Origin of the sequence: Shewanella livingstonensis (assembly GCF_003855395.1) — a bacterium.
Taxonomy (GTDB): Bacteria; Pseudomonadota; Gammaproteobacteria; order Enterobacterales; family Shewanellaceae; genus Shewanella; species Shewanella livingstonensis.
Genome location: NZ_CP034015.1, coordinates 1064721 through 1083890 on the forward strand (window position 1 = coordinate 1064721; position 19170 = coordinate 1083890).

16 protein-coding genes are annotated in these 19170 nt (G+C 40.9%); 8 read left to right on the forward strand and 8 right to left on the reverse strand.

From position 1 onward, the window contains the following. Positions 1 to 96: 96 nt before the first annotated feature. Both rluF and EGC82_RS04655 read right to left on the reverse strand, forming a co-directional pair. Complete coding sequence (rluF, locus tag EGC82_RS04650; RefSeq protein WP_124729723.1) at positions 97 to 978, reverse strand: 23S rRNA pseudouridine(2604) synthase RluF; 882 nt, start codon at positions 976 to 978, stop codon at positions 97 to 99. Between the two features lie 162 nt (positions 979 to 1140). Beyond that, on the reverse strand, positions 1141 to 1986 hold the full coding sequence (locus tag EGC82_RS04655; RefSeq protein WP_124729724.1) for a DUF72 domain-containing protein: 846 nt from the start codon (positions 1984 to 1986) through the stop codon (positions 1141 to 1143). Between the two features lie 277 nt (positions 1987 to 2263). On the opposite strand from EGC82_RS04655, the gene EGC82_RS04660 reads away from it, so the two are divergent. Then, positions 2264 to 5311 (forward strand): transglycosylase domain-containing protein, encoded by a 3048-nt coding sequence (locus EGC82_RS04660; RefSeq protein WP_124729725.1) that lies wholly within the window; start codon positions 2264 to 2266, stop codon positions 5309 to 5311. 121 nt (positions 5312 to 5432) lie between these two features. On the opposite strand, the gene EGC82_RS04665 is transcribed toward EGC82_RS04660, so the two are convergent. Next, a complete protein-coding gene (locus tag EGC82_RS04665; protein ID WP_124729726.1) occupies positions 5433 to 5873 on the reverse strand; it encodes a DUF3429 domain-containing protein in 441 nt (146 codons plus the stop codon). A gap of 312 nt (positions 5874 to 6185) precedes the next feature. Here EGC82_RS04665 and EGC82_RS04670 point away from each other — a divergent pair, with 312 nt between their 5' ends. Next, entirely contained in the window at positions 6186 to 6671 is a 486-nt protein-coding gene (locus EGC82_RS04670) for a GNAT family N-acetyltransferase (protein WP_164839089.1), read from the forward strand. A 12-nt stretch (positions 6672 to 6683) separates the two neighbouring features. Here the strand turns inward: EGC82_RS04670 and EGC82_RS04675 are convergent, their stop codons facing one another. Further along, positions 6684 to 6866, reverse strand: coding sequence for a hypothetical protein (locus tag EGC82_RS04675; protein ID WP_124729728.1), 183 nt, complete (start codon positions 6864 to 6866; stop codon positions 6684 to 6686). 278 nt (positions 6867 to 7144) lie between these two features. Here EGC82_RS04675 and EGC82_RS04680 point away from each other — a divergent pair, with 278 nt between their 5' ends. From EGC82_RS04680 to EGC82_RS04700, 5 genes are all read left to right on the forward strand, one after another. Next, positions 7145 to 8416: a DEAD/DEAH box helicase gene (locus EGC82_RS04680; RefSeq protein ID WP_124729729.1), complete on the forward strand. Its 1272-nt coding sequence runs from the start codon at positions 7145 to 7147 to the stop codon at positions 8414 to 8416. A 205-nt stretch (positions 8417 to 8621) separates the two neighbouring features. Further along, positions 8622 to 10691: a PhoX family protein gene (locus EGC82_RS04685; RefSeq protein WP_124729730.1), complete on the forward strand. Its 2070-nt coding sequence runs from the start codon at positions 8622 to 8624 to the stop codon at positions 10689 to 10691. Between the two features lie 193 nt (positions 10692 to 10884). Then, a complete protein-coding gene (gene gloA2, locus EGC82_RS04690) occupies positions 10885 to 11271 on the forward strand; it encodes an SMU1112c/YaeR family gloxylase I-like metalloprotein (protein ID WP_124729731.1) in 387 nt (128 codons plus the stop codon). Positions 11272 to 11515: 244 nt separating this feature from the next. Continuing rightward, a complete protein-coding gene (locus EGC82_RS04695) occupies positions 11516 to 13846 on the forward strand; it encodes a TonB-dependent receptor (protein WP_415837682.1) in 2331 nt (776 codons plus the stop codon). Between the two features lie 14 nt (positions 13847 to 13860). Then, entirely contained in the window at positions 13861 to 14541 is a 681-nt protein-coding gene (locus tag EGC82_RS04700; protein WP_124729733.1) for a Fe2+-dependent dioxygenase, read from the forward strand. 86 nt (positions 14542 to 14627) lie between these two features. Here the strand turns inward: EGC82_RS04700 and nrfD are convergent, their stop codons facing one another. The 4 genes from nrfD to EGC82_RS04720 all read right to left on the reverse strand — a co-directional run bounded on the left by nrfD (position 14628) and on the right by EGC82_RS04720 (position 17263). Next, entirely contained in the window at positions 14628 to 15569 is a 942-nt protein-coding gene (gene nrfD / locus EGC82_RS04705) for an NrfD/PsrC family molybdoenzyme membrane anchor subunit (RefSeq protein WP_124729734.1), read from the reverse strand. After that, a complete protein-coding gene (locus EGC82_RS04710; RefSeq protein WP_101086127.1) occupies positions 15566 to 16252 on the reverse strand; it encodes a 4Fe-4S dicluster domain-containing protein in 687 nt (228 codons plus the stop codon). Before EGC82_RS04710 ends, nrfD begins: the two co-directional genes overlap by 4 nt. Before the next feature lie 6 nt (positions 16253 to 16258). Beyond that, positions 16259 to 16723, reverse strand: a complete 465-nt coding sequence (locus EGC82_RS04715) for a multiheme c-type cytochrome (RefSeq protein WP_124729735.1) — start codon at positions 16721 to 16723, stop codon at positions 16259 to 16261. Positions 16724 to 16798: 75 nt separating this feature from the next. Next, positions 16799 to 17263, reverse strand: a complete 465-nt coding sequence (locus tag EGC82_RS04720; RefSeq protein ID WP_101086125.1) for a hypothetical protein — start codon at positions 17261 to 17263, stop codon at positions 16799 to 16801. A 517-nt stretch (positions 17264 to 17780) separates the two neighbouring features. On the opposite strand from EGC82_RS04720, the gene EGC82_RS04725 reads away from it, so the two are divergent. Then, positions 17781 to 18740, forward strand: coding sequence for a LysR family transcriptional regulator (locus EGC82_RS04725; protein ID WP_124729736.1), 960 nt, complete (start codon positions 17781 to 17783; stop codon positions 18738 to 18740). Positions 18741 to 19170: the final 430 nt, after the last annotated feature.

Genomic DNA, 19170 nt, shown 5'->3' on the forward strand with positions numbered 1-19170 from the left:
TGCATACGGTAAAGTAACAATTTTTCGGTCTAAACAACAGCATAAATGATATATCACTTGTGCTGTTATTTTAGCTGCTTATGATTAAATTTAATATCAGCGTTTCGGTTTTCTTGAATGGCTAACTTTACCTTTATTTACCGCTGGCTTTTTGGGCTTAGCGCCTCTGCCTTGCATAAAGTGTTCTGGGCCTTCAATTTTATCTCGTAAACTTTGTGTCGGTTTTTTCTTGGCTTTTTTGGGTGCGTTTTTGACTTCTGAAGAGGAATGTTCAATCAACTTCATTAAGGTGCTGAGCTCTTGCTCATCTAAATCACGCCATTCTCCCACAGGCAATCCTTTAAGCGACACATTCATAATGGACTGACGTTCAAGCTTGGTCACTTCAAAGTTGAAATGTTCGCACATGCGACGAATTTGACGGTTAAGCCCTTGGACTAAAATGATTTTAAATACAAATGTTGAAACTTGTTCAACTTTACACTTTTTGGTGATGACACCCAGCATAGGCACACCCGCTCGCATGCCCTGTAAAAATGCTTCCGTAATAGGTTTGTTGACCGTTACCACATACTCTTTGTCGTGATTGTTGCCCGCACGAAGAATTTTGTTGACCAAGTCACCATTGCTAGTGAGAAAGATTAATCCTTGCGAATCTTTGTCTAAACGACCAATTGGAAATACGCGTTCGCTGTGGTTAACAAAATCAACAATATTATCGCGTTCGGTGTTTTCGGTGGTACTTACAATACCCACAGGCTTATTAAGTACGATAAACACTAAATCAGCTTCATCTCGAGGGGCAATATCGTGACCATTTACTTTAACTTTATCGCCCAATTCAACACTATCACCAATTTTGGCGCGTTTACCGTTGATAAATACATTACCTTGTTCGATATAGCGGTCTGCTTCACGACGTGAGCAAATACCACTCTCACTGATGTATTTATTTAGACGGGTAGCAGATTCACTCATAGTGGTTCCTTTATCAACATAAACGCGCTGTATGGCTAGGCTAGATCGGCGCAGATAATATCATAAAATAGTAGGACCGAGAGCGGTTTGATAAACGTTTATTATCCATCCTTGAGGTTACCAGTGTCATACTTGAGGTTACCGGTGTCATATCGGTGAGTGTCACAAATCAAAATCCATTTGAATTGTGGTGTGTTGTTGAGGTAATAGGTTGATGTCGGTCAATGCTGACGTACTTTGTGCCATCTGCTGTTGCAGTAAACGATACAAATCAACCGCTAGTTGCGGCGCATAGTGATTATCAGGCGTGTGAATAAACAAATAGGGTTGCTTATTTTGCGCAATCCACAATGGTAATTGTTTGAGCCAGTTTTGAAAAAAGTGTACATTTTCTTCAGCTTGTGGATGACCAATAAAGCGCACCACCGGGTTGTTTGCGGTTGCAATGGCATGTACTGGCACTTTAGGCTTTTCCTGGTGGGCATCTATCACTGCTGCTGTGGTTGGAGGTGCTGCAAAAACAGGCCGAGTATCCATAATGATACGATTACAGTGATGGTCTATAAGCAAACGGTTTAAGGCTTGCTCGGCTTCTCCTTTGGCAAAAAAAGCGCTGTTACGCACTTCTACGCCATACGTTAACCCTTGAGGTACTTGGGTTAAAAATTGTGCTAATTGTGGTAACGATTGCGGCCCAAAGCTTGCGGGGAGTTGAATTTTCCATATCCCGGTTCGGTTAATCAGAGGTTCCATTACCGTAAAAAATTGTTGTAAGGCTGGGCCAGCATGTTGTAGCTGTAATTCGTGGGTAATGTGTTTGGGCAGTTTGAAGGTAAATTTAAACTCGTCATGGGTTGCAGCATACCAATTCTGTACATTTCGTAACGACGGCGTGGCGTAAAAAGTGGTGTTACCTTCGACAGTATTAAATATCTCTGCATAGCGCGCGAGCCGATGCACTTGGCTATTACCATAGATTGTTTGTTGCCATTGATTTTGTGACCACATGGCCAATCCTAATCGTAATGGCGGACAGATTGTGGTTGTTGCAGTGCTATTTTCCAAAAAATCCTCAGGCTTAGAAATATGTTTGCATCTATAAATATCGATATTGTGGCAATAACAGCTTTAATGGCCTAAAAAACAATATTTAGTTATTTTGTCTATATCTAATGGCTTTACCCATCTGATAAAATTATCACAATTAGTTACGCGATGTATTGAACATCTCAACCAAAAGTTAAATGGTGCGTTATTGTGATTTTATGCGTTAGATGGAGAGTTTGTGTCTAGTCCACATACAGACAGTGAGTTTGATAATTTTCGGCCTAATACATCTTCCGCCAAACCGACCCCGGTGCGTCGCAGTAAAGCAGGTTGGTTATTCATTGTATTATTGTTAGCAACGGCCTACCTCGTTGAGTTTGAGGTGCGCACATCGTTTTATCAATCTTATTTTCTGCATCAATATGCCACTAAATTAACCTATAAATTACGTGATTATCGCAGTGATGCGGTGATTTACCCTAAATATGGTCCCTTTGATGATCGCCATGGTTATAGTCAATTACCGCAGAAAATAGCCCGTTTAATTGAGCGTAAGTATCAGGTTACTCAGCAAGTGGCGTTTTCGCCAATGCTGATGGAATATACTAACATCGGTTTTTTTCCGCCGTATCATGAAAAAGCTCAATCAGGCTTAACCATAAAAGATTGCCGTGACATGACGGTATTTGATTTTTCATATCCAAAACGTGTTTATCAAGACCAAGATAAAATCCCCGACCAAGTGATTAACACCTTATTGTTTATCGAAAACCGTGAAATGCTGAGTCCAGAAGCAAGATATAACCCTGTGGTCGATTGGCCTCGGTTTGTGTTAGCTGCCGCTAGCCAGGTTGCCGGTATTTTTGGGGCTGACATGTCTAAAGCGGGCGGCAGTACCTTAGCTACTCAAATTGAAAAGTTTAGGCATTCTAACCATGGGTTAACCTTGAGCATTAAAGATAAGCTATTACAAATTGGTTCAGCCATTGTGCGAGTGTATCAACAAGGTGAAAGCACGGTTGGCGCTCGTCAACGCATCGTGCAGGATTATCTCAACACAGTACCATTATCATCCGCGCCTGGTTTTGGTGAAGTCCATGGTATTGGTGATGGTTTATGGGCCTGGTTTAAAACCGACTTTAATCACGCTAACCAATTGTTATTGAGCCGTCATACTCAGCAAAATGGCGCTGAGCGCGGCAAGGTGTTTCGACAAGTTGTAGCATTAATGATTGCCCAACGTCGACCATCTTATTACTTACGCCAAGGCCATGATGATTTAGAATCGTTAGTAGATAGCTATTTGCGGTTACTGGGCGGTGAGGGCCTGATTGAAACGAAATTAATGGTGTCTGCTCTAGAGCAAACATTACAGTTTAATGCCAGTAAGTTGGTAAGCACTAACCTCGCTAATAATAAAGGGGTTAATGCTGTACGCATTCGCACTGCGGGCATGCTCGATTTGAGCTTATTTGACCTAGATCGTTACGATTTATCGATTAACAGTACCTTCCATGGTGATTTACAACAACAAGTTAGCGATTACTTACGTAGCTTAGCTCAAGTGAACTCTGCTGAGCGTATTGGTTTATTAGGTGAGCGTTTGTTGACCGCTCAGCAGTTAGACAAAGTGTTATACAGTTTCACACTTTACGAAAGTACCGACAGTGCCAATAGAGTACGGATTCAAACCGACAGTATTGATCAGCCGTTTGATATTAACGAAGGCAGTAAGTTGGAGCTAGGTTCAACGGCTAAGTTACGTGTATTGGCGACATATTTAGATATTATTGCCGAATTACAACAGCGCTTTTCGGCAATGACGGTAGCCGATTTACGCCAAGTGGATGTGGAACGTAAAGACCATATTACCCGCTGGGTGGTCGATTATTTAATTACCACTCGTGACCGTAATTTAACCCGCATGTTAGATGCTGCGTTGCAGCGCGAATATTCCGCTTCACCAGAAGAGCGCTTTTTTACCGGAGGTGGCCTGCATGTGTTTAACAATTTTAACAAAAAAGAAAACAGCCGTGTACCCACCTTATATCAAGCTCTACAAGAGTCGATAAACTTACCATTTGTGCGCTTAATGCAAGACATTGTTAATTATAGCAGCAGTTATAACAGCGAAGGCAGTGTGTCGCAGTTATTACGTAATGATAAAGATCCGCGCCGTGAAGAATACCTAAAAGCATTTGCTAAGCGTGAGGGCAGTTCGTTTGTAAAGCGCTTTTATCGTAAATATCGTCAACTTGCTCCAGAGCAACGTCTTGAGGTGTTATTTGATGGCATTCAACAACAAGAGCATAAGTTAACTGCGGTTTATCGTTATTTAAAACCCTACGATGGTGTTATGGAGTTAAAAGCGTTTTTAGCTCAACGCTTACCAGCAAAAACCTTTACCGATAAACAAATTAACGTGCTGTATAATAAGTACGGCGAAGAAAAGTTTAATTTGGCCGACCAAGGCTATATTGCTCGGGTGCATCCGCTAGAGTTGTGGGTATTACGTTATTTAAATGACTACCCAGAAACGGGCCTTACTCAAGTATTAGAAGACGCGCAGCCACAGTTACAAGAAGTGTATCGTTGGCTGTTTAGAACGCGCCATCAAAATGCGCGTGATGTACGTATTCAAGTCATGTTAGAAGTAGAAGCATTCTTAAGTATTCACCAGCGTTGGGTGAGAATGGGTTATCCGTTTGAATACATGGTGCCGTCTTTGGGCTCGGCATTAGGTAGTTCGGGCGATAGACCTGCTGCACTCGCTGAGTTAATGGGCATTATTCAAAATGATGGCTATCGCTATCCAACCGTTAGAATTGATGAATTACAGTTTGCCAAAGACACACCTTACGAAGTGACCTTGGCTAATAATAAACAAATGGTCACACGAGTAATGCATCAGGAAGTGGCTCGGGCACTAAAACGCGCGCTGGCCAATGTGGTCGAAAATGGTACCGCTAGAAGGCTCAAAGGTAGCTTGCTGGATAATAATGGTCAACCTGTGGTTATGGGCGGAAAAACCGGTACAGGTGATAACCGTATTGCCACTGAGATCCGCAATGGTCGTAAGGTATCGTCAACCGCCATTAACCGTACAGCAACGTTCGTGTTTTATTTAGGCGATCATCATTTTGGTACCTTAACAGCGTTTGTACCAGGGGAGAAAGCCGACGACTTTAGCTTTACCTCCGCACTGCCATTGCAAGTACTTAAGGGTATGATGCCTATTTTATCGCCGATGATAAACTATCAAGAGCAGTGCCAGACGGGCTTATAAGTTGTTGAATAGGTTTATTTGTCGCACAGAATAAAAAGCCCATGCTGTAAAGTATGGGCTTCGTGTTAGAGTCTGTCTTGAAATGTGTTTACACTTTTAGGATTGGGCAGAGTCTATTTGGCTAAACGCTAAAAAGACTGAGCATGACAACAACATGACATGCGACAGCAATACTGGTTAATATTGTACGTAAGGTAAGATAGCTGGTGGTGGTTGATAACTGTTTGGCTTTAAATTCAACATACAATAAGTACAAATAACCACTGGCAAGCAGAATAAGTGCGGATAATGCAAACGGAGTTAACAGTGCAATCCAGCAACCTAGTGCAATGATATTACTAATAATAAGTATCTTAGTGATATTATCATCTAAGGTTAATATTACTGCTTTGCCCCAAAGTGTACCGGCAACAAAACTTAAAATTATGGCACTGTAGCTAACAAACCCTAGCATAGTATTTTCGGGAGCTAATAGGCTATGATTGAATGCCAACACACTGAGAATAATAAAAGGTAATAGACCTGCAAAGCCTAACCATTGCCATGTTTTAATGCTTTTCATCCTGTCGTCCTTTAATGCATGTTGATACAATAACTCATCGTCATGGTGCGTCGATGAGTGAGATAGTATATAACTTCAATTCTGGATAATAAACGGTTATCAAACAGCCTTTTTTTCCGCTATCTGAGTTGTATCGACTTACAACCGCTATTGACACGTCAATAAGCTTTGTTAGCAAACACATGACAAGTTTAATATTGCAGATTTGAAATAAACCCGTTTTTAACGATTTATCCCATCTCTTATGTAGAGTTGAGGCTATATATAATATAAATGATCTTGGTGACACAACATAGAAAAGGCGAACCTGAAATGAATATTTCTCTTCATCCCATTACTGAAGCAGATTTAGATATATTGTTTGAATTTGAAAACGACCCTATTGCTAATAAAATGGCAGACTTTCCGGCGCGTAAACGTAAGGCTTTTAACCAGCATTGGCAGCAAAAAGTATTAGCTAATGAAAAGGCTACAGCTCAAGGGATTTGGCTAGATGATGTTCTAGTAGGTAATGTCGTATCATGGATTAACACTGACTCAGCCATAAAGTCAGATCCCCAAATGCGTTTAGTTGGTTTTTGGATTGGACGTGAATATTGGGGTCAGGGCATTGCCACGAAAGCTGTGGAAATGTTTCTAAAACAATTTATTTCGAGCCCCGTTTTTGCTTATATAGATAAACAGAATCAAGGCTCACTTGCGGTGGCTTATTCAAACGGATTTTTCGATGTGACAGCCCAATATCCGCAACTAATCAATAAAGATAATTTACGTTTATTTAGGCGTGGTAACGTTTAATCTTTTAGTAAATTAATGGTTGCCGCCACCACATCCACCACAACAGCTACCACCATTAGCTTGTTTTTTGGCAGTATTTTCAGCCTGAGATGCTTTAGTTTCTGTTGCATTAGTGCCATCGGTTTTAGGTGTCATATTGCTAACAGGTTCAGTTTGCTTGGCCGGTTTGAAAATACCGCTAATTGAAAAACTCATGGTGATACCTCGTGGTAAAATCTTTTGATGGAATATCGTGGTGCAATCTTTTTACATGATTTTATCGTAAAACATTAAACATGCTTATTATTTGCATGTATTGATTGTATGATTATTACTCTTTTAGTCAAGCCTTATCTAACGCAATAAATTCCACGTAGCTAAGGTGTGTTCAACATCACAGTTAGCGGCCATTTTTATTAACGACAATGCAGCTAATCAAAATATAGATCCTTTGTTTTGGTCTGAAACAGCGTATCCACATGTTTGGAGTTTTTATGTCTTTTGCAGATTTATCGTTACATTCAACATTAACGGATCGTTTAGCTGAGCTGAATTACCAACAACCTACCCCTATTCAAATTCAGGCCATACCGGTTATTTTAAGCGGTAAAGATGTCATGGCGGGGGCGCAAACGGGCACAGGTAAAACAGCAGCCTTTGCTTTGCCATTGCTACAGCATATTTTGAGCAAACGCACAGTATCGATCCCGTTAGATCTTTGTGCAGAAAACGTCAGCGCAAAGGCGGTAATTAGCTGTTTAGTGTTAGTGCCAACGCGTGAACTGGCCCAGCAGGTTCAGTCGAGTATTGAACAATATGCCAAAGGCAGTGATATTGGCTGTGTGATGGTTTATGGCGGGGTGAGTATTGGTGCACAGATCAAACAACTCGCAGCGGGTACCGATATTCTGGTTGCAACTCCTGGGCGTTTATTGGATTTGCTACGTAAGCGTGCGTTGTCATTGTCGCAGTTAACGCATTTAGTGTTTGATGAAGCCGATCGCATGTTGGACATGGGCTTTAAAGATGAAATTGTCGAGGTGCTCAAATGTTTGCCAAGCACGCGGCAAACGTTATTATTTTCAGCCACCTTAGATGACCGTATGCTCAGCTTTAGTCGGCGCTTATTACGCTCGCCACAAGTGATTGAAGTGGCTCAGCGCAATACCACCGCCAGCAGTATAGTTGAGCGGGTATTTAATGTTGATGCTAACCGAAAGTGCGCCATGCTGTGCCATTTAATCACCACAGAAAGCTGGCAACAAAGCTTGATTTTTTGCCGTACCAAACAAGGTGCAGATGTACTGGTAAAACAAATGAAACAAGCTGGCGTAGCAGCTGAAGCTTTTCATGCTGATTTAACTCAAGCTATGCGTGAACAAGTATTGGCCGCTTTTAAAGCGGGTGATATTATTGCGTTAGTCGCCACTGATGTGGCTGCCAGAGGCTTAGATATTAACGAGTTAAACTATGTCGTTAATATGGAGTTACCGTTTCAAGTTGAAGACTATGTACACCGAATTGGCCGCACGGGCAGAGCGGGTAAACAAGGGCAAGCAATTACCTTGTTAAGCGTCGATGACGAGCCATTGTTAACTAAGCTTGAAGCCTTTTTAGACCGACGTTTACCGCAGCAATGGCTAGCAGGTTTTGAGCCAGACCTTGATTTAATTGCTCCAGTTACCCGTAAAACAACTAAATCTGCATTAAAACAACAAGCGCGTAAAAAGGCATTAGCGGCATCTTCACGCGGTAAAAAACGCTAACAAGGTGTCACTCATCATGCCGTCGCTATTAAAATGAACTTAATGCGGATCTCATTACATAAGACTGTGTGGTGAGTGTCTTATTACTGCCACATTAATGTCATCCAATTTGAACCTTGTTGTCACATTAGACGCTTATCTTAACTGACAAATAATTATACCTATATTTGATCAGTTATTTTCAGAGCATACCTAAGGACACTTTATGAGCAAGGCGACATTTGATCCAACACGTTTTAACAATAGTAAAAATACCCCTTTCAATGAAGTGATGGATAATCATCTATCACGTCGTAATTTTGTTAAGCGTGGTCTAGGCCTTAGTGCTATGACAGCGTTTGGTGGCTTCGGATTAAGTGCTTGTGGCTCTGATAATGATACCGCTGCAGAAACGCCAACAACACCGCCTACAGCTCCTACGCCAACAGCACCAACAAAGAGTTCAGCCGTATTAGGTTTTGAGTCTATTGCCGGTTCTAAAACCGATGCAGTTGCGGTAGCTGCTGGTTATTCAGCTTATGTGTTAGCACCTTGGGGAACACCCTTAAATTCGAAAGCTGCAGCGTGGAAAGCCGATGGCAGTAATACTGCTATCGATCAGGAAAACTCAGTAGGTATGCATCATGATGGTATGCATTTCTTCCCGTTGAATGATTCGGCAGATGACGGTTTATTGTGTATTAACCACGAATACATTGACCAGGATGCTTTACATCCAACAGGCCCAACGTTTGATGCTGATGGTAAGCGCACTGTAATTGATGAAATCCGCAAAGAAATCAACGCCCATGGTATTTCAGTTGTCCGTATTAAATTAGTTTCTGGACGATGGCAAGTGGTCGAAAACGACAGCCATAACCGTCGTTTTACCGGTGCAACCGTGATGGATATTGCTGGCCCACTAGCGTACAGCTCATACCTTGAAACGCGTTATTCGCCCGATGGCAGCCAAGCGCGCGGTACCTTAAATAACTGTGGTAATGGTTATACGCCTTGGGGCACTTATTTAACATGTGAAGAAAACTGGCCGGGTTACTTTGTTAATAAAGGCACCTTAACGCAAGAGCAAACGCGCATTGGTATTTCGACTTCTGACACTCGTTATGGCTGGAGCCATTTAGCCGGTGATGACGATGAACGTTTAGACGAATTTGCTCGTTTTGATGTGACGCCAACGGGCTCAAGTGCGACTAATGATTACCGTAACGAAGCTAATGGCCATGGTTATATTGTTGAAATTGATCCATACAATCCCAACTCGCGCGCCATTAAGCGTACTGCATTAGGTCGCTTCCGCCACGAGGGTTGTGCCTTTGGTAAACTTGAAGAAGGCAAACCAATCACATTTTATTCAGGCCACGATTCACGTTTTGAATATCTGTATAAGTTTGTTTCTGACGCAGCATGGGATCCAGCAGATGCTAACAGTACTAACCGCTTAACAGTTGGCGATAAGTACATGAATGCCGGAACCTTATATGCGGCTAAGTTTACCGAAGACGGTGTCGGTGAATGGTTACCGCTAACGTTAGATGGGGTGACTGCCGACGGAAGCACGCTTGCGAGCAGCTTTGACTCACAAGCGGCGATTATATTAAATACCGCTGGCGCTGCTGATTTATTGGGAGCTACACCAATGGATCGCCCAGAATGGACAACTGTCGATCCATTTACAGGTACGGTATACCTAACGTTAACCAACAACAGTAAGCGTACCGACAGCACCAACCCTGCTAACCCACGTTTAAATAACAACTTTGGTCATATTATCCGTTGGGATGAAGGTGATGCAGCAACGGAATTTAGCTGGGATATCTTTATATTTGGTTCACCTGCAGATGGTGATGCTGAGACTAACTTATCTGGCTTAACTGACTTAAACCAGTTTGCTAGTCCAGACGGTTTGGCGTTCGATCAACGTGGTATTTTGTGGGTGCAAACCGACAATGGTGCCTCTGAAGTTACCGAAGAAACCAACGATCAAATGTTAGCGATTGTGCCATCAACGATGGTAGATGCAGACGGTAATCAACAAGTGGTAACGGCTGAAAACCAAACTCAGCTTAAACGTTTCTTTGTTGGCCCTAACGGCTGTGAAGTGACTGGTTTTGCCATGTCGCCAGATTACACCGCAATGTTTGCCAATATTCAGCATCCTGACAACTGGCCATACTCTGATAGAGCAGATGAAGAAACGCCTGCAGGCACAACGGTTCGTCCACGTGCGGCCACAGTGATGTTTATTAAAGATGACGGCGGTGAAATCGGCGTTTAATGTAAACCACTTTCTCTGGAAGTCACTAACCTTGCTTTAGTCTTGTTTATGACTTTAAAAGCGTATATTAACCCTGATAGACTTGTTCTATCAGGGTTTTACTTTTTTCTGTGTACAAAATCTAATGATCAGTTCTAATTACCAGCTCTAATTACCAGCTTTAATTATTAATAGTCTATTTACAAGGACAGCCATGCTAAATGGAATTCATCACGTCGCGATTATCTGTGCCGATTACCCACGTTCAAAAGCATTTTATACTCACGTTTTAGGGTTAAAAGTTATTGCTGAGCATTACCGCCAAGCACGGGATTCTTACAAGCTTGATTTAGCTTTGCCCGATGGTAGCCAAATTGAGTTATTTTCATTTAATGGTGCGCCGCCAAGACCCAGTTATCCCGAAGCCCAAGGCTTACGTCATTTAGCGTTTAAAGTTGATGATCTCGATGTGGTAGTGGCCCATTTGCAGCAGAACAACATCTCAGTCGAACCCGTTCGTATTGACGAATATACCGGTAAACAATATACCTTTTTTAGCGATCCAGACGGTTTACCGTTAGAGCTTTATCAAGTCAGTTAACTTATGTCGATAAAACCGCTGTATCCGAGCGGTATTCAAGCTGTTATTAATGAAGCTTTTTATCAATAAACGCAGTTATCAATAACGGCTACCTATCTGCTTATTTTGTCCTTTTGTTAGTTTAATTTCATATTTAATGAATCTTTACACAAATGATAATGATTTGCATTTGCGATCTTTGTTTCATTTATGTAAAGTGCATCACATAAATGAAATTTAGTTAACGCTTATTAATAACAGGATGATGTTAAGCATGAAATCGAGTAATTACAGTAAGTTATCGTTAGGTGCTCAAGCCGTTGCTGCAGCATTAGTATTCAGTAGCCCAGCGCTATATGCTGCAGACACCAAAAATGAAACTTGCGATAAGGATATATTGGCGAAATGTAAACCCGCGCAAACGGACGAATCAATAGAGCGAATTCGTGTTCATGGTGTGCAAAACTCGGTTTACATGTTTAATAACTCAGCCGACAAACGCCGAATGGCTGCACTTGTCGATACGCCTCAAGTGATTACCGTGTTAACTCAAGACCAAATTCAAGAGTCAGGAAATACCGACTTAAAAGACATTTTGTCAGCTCAAGCGGGTGTCACCCTTGGTACGGGTGAAAACGGTAATGCATTCGGTGATCGTTATATTATCCGTGGTCACGAAGCACGTAGCGACGTGTTTGTAGATGGACTTCGCGACCCTGGCATGACCACTCGTGAAAGTTTTGCCACCGAGCGAGTTGAAATTACCAAAGGTCCAAGTTCAACATTTGCTGGCCGTGGTTCATCAGGCGGTGCCATTAACAGTGTGACTAAAAAAGCCTCAGTAGCTTACGATTTTGGCCGTGTCGATCTGGGTATTGGTACTGACGATCACACTCGTCTAACGGTGGACTATAACTTACCGATATCAGACAAAGTGGCAGTACGCCTTAATGGCTTAGCGGCTGAAGAAGACAAGCCGGGCCGCGAAGGCATTACGAGTGAACGCCAAGGTGTTCAGTTATCGGGTGTGTATGAAGCCACCGATGCATTGTCATTTACCGCCGATGGTTACTACCTAGACGCGAAAGATGTGCCAGATTTAGGCAGTTATTTTGATCGAGATACTCGTAAGCCGCTAGAAGATATTCCTGTTTATGCTCAAGATGGTGACTTTCTAAATTCTAAGGTCACCACGTTTACCTTACGTACCGAATATGAGTTAAATGACAGCATTACGTTGTACAACGCCACACGCGTTGGACATACCGAAAATGGCTATATTACAACCGGTATGGGCGGCACAACGCGGGCCGATACCGACCCAACAGCGCCTGGTGCCAGCACCTTAACGCTTAGTACTCACCAAGGTAACCAAGATGTTGATTATGTCAGCACTCAATTCAACTTATTTTGGAACACTCAAGCACTGGGTTTTAATCACAAGTTAGTATTTGGCCTTGAATACACAGATGAAAATGTTGATAACGGCATATATAGCATCACCAACAACAATGATGGAAATTGTTTGACCAATGGTCGCGGTGGCGTATCAGAGTCTTATTGTATTATTGATGGTGACGGCAATACTGTCGATAATATCGGCCAATTAATAAATCGCAGCTATGTTGATGGTGGATCAGATGCGATATACGACATCGAAACCGTGTCGGCATACATGATGGATACGGTAGAATTAACCGATCAGTTAGCATTATTTTTTGGTTTTAGACAAGACAGCTTTGATTACAGTAACAACACCACAGGTCGTGATGGCGAAGTGGATTATGCCTATTCCGATACCATGTATAACGGCAATATTGGCTTAGTTTACGACTTATCTGAAGATGCCAATATCTACGCCAATTACAGTACTGCAACCAACATCAACGGCGGTGAGTCTGACTTAGGTGCTAACTGTGGTTACGGTGGTATTTGTGGTACACAAGAGCAAGCTGCTGAAGCCGATGCCGAAATCGTTGAAAACCTAGAGCTTGGCACCAAGTGGATGTTGTTTGACGACAAAATGATGTTTTCAGCATCAATCTTCCAAATCACTAAAAGTGATGTAATGGAAAGTGTTGGCGACAGTTACTCAACGCTAGGTACACTTAACACCGGTAAAAACCGCGTTAAAGGTATTGAGTTTGGTATGGTCGGCAATATTACTGACAAACTCAGCATACAATTCTCGGCTGCTAAAATGGATTCCGAAATTCTAGAATCTTACAATCCAGCTAATATTGGTTTAGTACTGAGTAACTTTGCTGATGAAAGCGCTTATTTGCAACTGCGTTATGAGCTAACAGAGTCATTCGTATTTGGTGGTAGTTACACTTATCAAAGTGAAATGTATGGTGGACAACCAGATACTGCAGCAGGTTATGATAGCGACAATAGCCGTTACAGCATTGTGGTGCCTAACTATCAAGTAGTTGATTTATTTGCCAGTTACAATGCCACCGAAGATTTAACTTTCCGTGTCAACGTAGGTAACATATTGAACGAAGAATACTGGACGGCAGCTTATCGTTCTGGCTCATTTATGTACTTAGGTGACGCCCGTAATGCTAAATTGTCGATGACATATGAGTTTTAATTAAAGGTATTTGCATGATTGTTATTGAACAAATTCTCTCGAAACAGGATGTCGGTGCTTATCGTCAGCAACTGGCTGAATGTCCGTGGGGCGACGGTCGTAAAACCGCAATGGGGATGGCGGCGTCGGTTAAAAATAACAATCAAGCAGATGCGCAACACGCTAATGTGCGCCAACTGGCTAATCAACTACTGGCGCGTATTGGCGAAACGCCTAAAATTGTATCAGCAGCGTTACCGCATAAAATATTTCCGCCGTGCTTTAATCGTTATAGCGAAACCGAAGAGTATGGTTACCATGTCGATGCCGCCATCATGCGGATCCCTAATACCTCAGAAGTGATCCGTAGTGATGTATCCATGACGGTATTTTTGAGTGAACCCGAAGAGTATGACGGTGGTGAGTTAGTTATTGCCACTGAATTTGGCCAGCAGCAAATTAAATTACCTGCAGGATACGCCGTAGTATACCCGTCGAGTAGTTTGCATAAAGTGACCGCGGTAACCCGAGGGCAACGCGTAGCAGCTATTACCTGGATGCAAAGTATGGTGGCCGATGTGACTTTACGCCAAACCTTGTATCAGCTCGATCAAAGCATTCAAAACTTGATCAAAACCAATAACACAGATCGCGCCGAGTTAGATAACCTGCATAATGTGTATCATAATTTGATCAGGCAGTTTATCCAGCTGTAATCGGAATAACATGTTTGAATATACGGTGACAGTGCGGTAGTTAACGCATGCTATCACCGTGAATCGTACTATCACTGTGAATTGTATTAGCTTGTCACCATTTGACCGGTATAAAGTATAAAGTTACGTAATAATATGACGCCCAATAAACTCAGACATGCTGTTCCGGCAACATAGGAAAACTTGCGTTTTGAAGTGGCGGTCATAAATAAGTTCATCGCTAATGGGGCCGACAATCCTAGTCCCATAATGCCGAACCAGAATACAAATCCCCAAAAGCCTACTCCGATAGCATTGAATGCCGCAACCTTGCTTTGGCCACCACTGAAGACCAATCCTAGGAAGAAGGTGAACATAAGGAGTATCTCGCCTAAAATCAATGGGATCTCTATTTTATGAATAAAACGTACTTCAGCACCATTGGGATTGCCTTTGAGTAACACACCACCTAATAGTGATGCAGCGGCACCTGAAGACAAGCCAGAAGCTAAAAATAGTAAGGGTAATACTCCTGTATTCCACATCGGGAAGTGAGGTTGAGCCGATAATAAAAATCCGGTATAGGCACCTAGCGACACTGAGAAAATCACTAGTAAACCGGTTATACCTGCTTCATATCGCGCTAGCAGCCTGGTTAACGTACAGACGATTGGTAAATGTTTTTCACAAAATTTATCAATGGGTTGTCTGAATGTTACTGCAATCCAAGCATACATAAATACTTGATATAGCATTAAGATAATCACACCCATCGACATCACCGACGTAGGATTGTAAAACACTAGAATCTTCCAAAAGTCCCAAGGTTTTGTTAAATCTAATACCAACACTCCTAAGCCAGCTAAAACGGAAATTGCCGCAAGAATACAAGCAGCGATAATAAATCCAGACTGATATGCTTTCTCTTTTAAGCAAAAATGTTTCAATAAAACAGCGAAGAACATGGCGCCTGCGGATGCCCCGGCTAAAAATAGGTATATTGCAATGGGCCAGTGCCAAACCAATGTATCAAAATGAAAAGCACTCATAATATAATCTCCCCTTGTTTCGCTTTGATACGAAATATTTTAGGTCGGGTACCTAAATCTTGCTTAAAGCGCTCAGTCGGATTCGCCTTTAATAGCGCAACCAGTTCAGACTCGGGATCTTTAAGATTGCCAAACACTAATGCTTTTGTCGGACATATTTCTACACAGGCAGGTTGTTTACCCTGTTTGAGATTAGTTTCACGGCAGAAGTCACATTTGTCGGCAGCTTTAGTAACAGGATTAATAAAACGCACTTCATAAGGGCAGGCCGCAATACAGTATTGGCAACCGACACATTTATCTGCATTTACTGCAACAATACCGGTTTCTTTATTAATAAAGGCGGCCCCGGTTGGACAAACAGAAACGCAAGGTGCGTTCTCGCAATGTTCACAAGAATGTCGAGAAAAATGATAAAACTGATTAGGGTATTCTCCAAACGGCCCAGTTCTTTCAATGCTTAGTCGTGTGACACCTTCAGGTACATGATTCACTTCTCGACATGCTTCAACACAGGCATTACAGCCAATGCATTTAGTTTCATCATGTAACAAAGCGTACTTTATGTTGTTTATAGCGGGTTCCATTTCGGCATTGGCATTATTACCACTGAGTGGATATACCGACACGCCTGCAACCAATGCGCAGGTGCTTTTAAGGAAATGCCTTCTTGAGTTTTCCATGATTACTTACCTCTGCACCGTGTGACAATTTCGGCACACATTACTGCGATCTTTTGATCCTAAGCCCATTATGGGGTCAGATTCAGGATGCAGTTTATGGCAAGATGTACAACTCACTTTTTGAGCATGTACGTTGTGAGTCCACTCTGCTTGGGATATCTTTTTAGGCGAATGGCATTTCAAACAAACGTCATTTTTAGCGTCTATTGTAATGTCGTTTCCCGCCGAAAATACCATCAGGTCATTGGGTTTTTTAGGGTGATTTCCTTGCTCACCATGGCATGAACTACAGCTCATTTTTAGCTGCGCTTGGGCATGGTGGCCTAGCATTGCACCATTGCGTTTATGGCATCTCATACATGAGTCATTGTTAATTTTCTCAGTAGAGTCAGCGCTATTTGCTCCCTGACTAATAAGGGCAAACGACAATACGCCTACACTTAACATCAGTAGCCAGTTATTCCGGGACATAATCAGTCCTCTCTACAATCATGGGTTATCAAAAAATATCGGGTGAAAACAGATTGTCTTCACCCGACAGGGTCTTCATACCGGTAGGGATAGCTTTAACATTTGCATGTCGTAAGGTTTGCCTCGAACGATTTCAACTAATTTAACGTTGAATTTTTCAAACAAACTTTTTGCGTTAGCATCATCTTGTTGACTGAAATCAGAGATAACCAATTTCACTTCCGACGAGTCATGATCTATCACGACATAATCGAATCGTGTATGGTTTTCGGCTGCGGTTTGGGCATCCATTTCGAACACGGTATCGATTGGAACGTTGCAACAAACATCATATTTTCCGCCCACCATTGTTTTTAGTGATTTTAAAAAGTTAAAGCTCTGAGTATCAAAAAGCATTTTTTTGAACTTAATTGAGTGCTCTTCAGTGTCAGTTTTGAAGAACTTTATACAAGTCATAATGAAAATTACTAATATAAAGGGAACCACAATAAACAGCACAGAGTACACAAATGCATAACTTAAAAAGACTGAAGTAATCATATTATCCTCCAAGAAATCGTTTTTAATTTATTGTTTTATGAATTAAACATACGTCATTGACGTACGATTAATATTATCCTTATATTTTTGTTTTTAATTGATCGTAATCAATTAAATGATGTGCTTTTAATTTATTCGATCGTAGTTATGATTTAGGTCTTATTGTTTTTTCTGCATTTTAAGTTGATATATATTTGAAATAAACAAAGTTGATTTGAAAGTTATTAAGTTTAAATTTGAATTTTTAAAATATTGATATGTTGAAATTTAATAAATCAATATGTGAATATCTGTTTTCTCGAAATTCTAGTTGTTTAATTGGATATTACAATACATGAAATTAGCTTTTACTAAACATTGCTCCAATCGATGGAAGCATTCTATGTGAAATATGTAGTGTTAGAAAATCATTTTTATGATCTGGAATAAGTAATCATTGAATACTTGAAATAACATTATGAACTCTTTTGAAAAGCGTTAGAATGCTAGGTTGTATACCTAAAATGGAGTATCTAAGATGAAGCCAATTGACTTAGATAAATTAGATTTATTAACACTATCTATATTAGTGAGTCTTTATGAAAATAAATCAGCGACGCATGTTTCTAGAATATTAGATGTGCCAGCTTCAAAGATAAGTCGTTGTTTACACACAGCAAGGCTAATATTTGGTGATGAGCTGTTTATTAGACGGAAATACGGATTAGTCCCAAATGATTATGCTGGAAAAATTTATCCCATTGCTAAAGAAATAGTGGACTGTGCTAAAAATTTCAATCGAGTTAATGGTGCTGAACAATCGCATAATCGATACTTTGAATTAGTCATTCCTGGAATGATTGCTTATGCCTATCCGCGAGCATTGATGAAATCCATTAAAGAACACAATAAAAATATCCATATTAATGTGAGTAGCTGGAATAGTCATTCTCTGGAAAGCGTGATTAGCGATCCACACAGTATTGTGATGTGTTGCTGCAAAGGCCCTGAAGAGATCCTCTGTTTTGACCAAAAATTACAGGTTGAAGTGCTTGCGACAATGAACCGACAATACTTACTCAGCTGCAGAAAACACCCTATATTAAAGCAAGACATCTCTCTAGAAACCATTGCTAAATACCCATATATCAATACGCTTATTGGTATCCAGGCCCCCATACTCAACCCATTCCAGGAGTATTGTCAGGCTAAGGATTTATCTCTGAATACCGAAATGACCATTACCAGCGTGTCTTCTTTATTTGATTACCTCTCAGACTGTCAGTCATTGGCAATAACGCCCTACAAAGCAGTGTATGACATGTTAGATGATGACTCAGGTTTACATGCTTGTCAGTTATCTGAGTACGAATGCAATCGTCTATTTGAGGTTGTAGAGCCATTAAAATTGGTTTTAGTCACTCATCCTAGTGTTGACAATGAAGATGCAGCATGGTTAAAAAAGCAAATTCGTGAATTAACCCATGAGCTAATTTAATATAAAACGAGTTAATATGAAGGTTCGCATTATTGCCTAATGAGTGAAATTATAATGATTCCTGTATATTTAATAGAAATAGAAATAGAAATAGAAAATAGGGGGTAAGGGATAGGGAGTTTAGCTCGCTGGTATTTAGTTATTAATATTTAGTTCTTAAGATTTAGTTCTTAAGGTTTAGTTCTTAAGGTTTAGTTCTAAAGATTTAGTTCTTAATATTTAGTTATTGCTTATTTTTTAAAGATGTAAAATGTCATTTTTGCATCTTAAAAGAAAGGTTTTGATATCTAATTTATTAAATTATAATGTTGGTTATACAATTTGCAAAGTTAACGTTATCATTGTTTGTGCCTATTGATATTAAGTTAATGTATCAATTTTTTATATTTTACTAATAGATTTTATACATAATAATGAAGCCCCTCAAGAT

What these genes read in the sequence shown, in the direction of transcription:
- EGC82_RS04695 (WP_415837682.1), top strand. Translation starts at nt 11,516, where the DNA reads ATGTTAAGCATGAAATCGAGTAATTACAGTAAGTTATCGTTAGGTGCT.
- EGC82_RS04720 (WP_101086125.1), bottom strand. Translation starts at nt 17,263, where the DNA reads ATGATTACTTCAGTCTTTTTAAGTTATGCATTTGTGTACTCTGTGCTG.
- nrfD (WP_124729734.1), bottom strand. Translation starts at nt 15,569, where the DNA reads ATGAGTGCTTTTCATTTTGATACATTGGTTTGGCACTGGCCCATTGCA.
- rluF (WP_124729723.1), bottom strand. Translation starts at nt 978, where the DNA reads ATGAGTGAATCTGCTACCCGTCTAAATAAATACATCAGTGAGAGTGGT.
- EGC82_RS04670 (WP_164839089.1), top strand. Translation starts at nt 6,186, where the DNA reads ATGAATATTTCTCTTCATCCCATTACTGAAGCAGATTTAGATATATTG.
- EGC82_RS04700 (WP_124729733.1), top strand. Translation starts at nt 13,861, where the DNA reads ATGATTGTTATTGAACAAATTCTCTCGAAACAGGATGTCGGTGCTTAT.
- EGC82_RS04665 (WP_124729726.1), bottom strand. Translation starts at nt 5,873, where the DNA reads ATGAAAAGCATTAAAACATGGCAATGGTTAGGCTTTGCAGGTCTATTA.
- EGC82_RS04715 (WP_124729735.1), bottom strand. Translation starts at nt 16,723, where the DNA reads ATGTCCCGGAATAACTGGCTACTGATGTTAAGTGTAGGCGTATTGTCG.
- EGC82_RS04680 (WP_124729729.1), top strand. Translation starts at nt 7,145, where the DNA reads ATGTCTTTTGCAGATTTATCGTTACATTCAACATTAACGGATCGTTTA.
- EGC82_RS04725 (WP_124729736.1), top strand. Translation starts at nt 17,781, where the DNA reads ATGAAGCCAATTGACTTAGATAAATTAGATTTATTAACACTATCTATA.
- EGC82_RS04655 (WP_124729724.1), bottom strand. Translation starts at nt 1,986, where the DNA reads ATGTGGTCACAAAATCAATGGCAACAAACAATCTATGGTAATAGCCAA.
- EGC82_RS04685 (WP_124729730.1), top strand. Translation starts at nt 8,622, where the DNA reads ATGAGCAAGGCGACATTTGATCCAACACGTTTTAACAATAGTAAAAAT.
- EGC82_RS04675 (WP_124729728.1), bottom strand. Translation starts at nt 6,866, where the DNA reads ATGAGTTTTTCAATTAGCGGTATTTTCAAACCGGCCAAGCAAACTGAA.
- EGC82_RS04710 (WP_101086127.1), bottom strand. Translation starts at nt 16,252, where the DNA reads ATGGAAAACTCAAGAAGGCATTTCCTTAAAAGCACCTGCGCATTGGTT.
- gloA2 (WP_124729731.1), top strand. Translation starts at nt 10,885, where the DNA reads ATGCTAAATGGAATTCATCACGTCGCGATTATCTGTGCCGATTACCCA.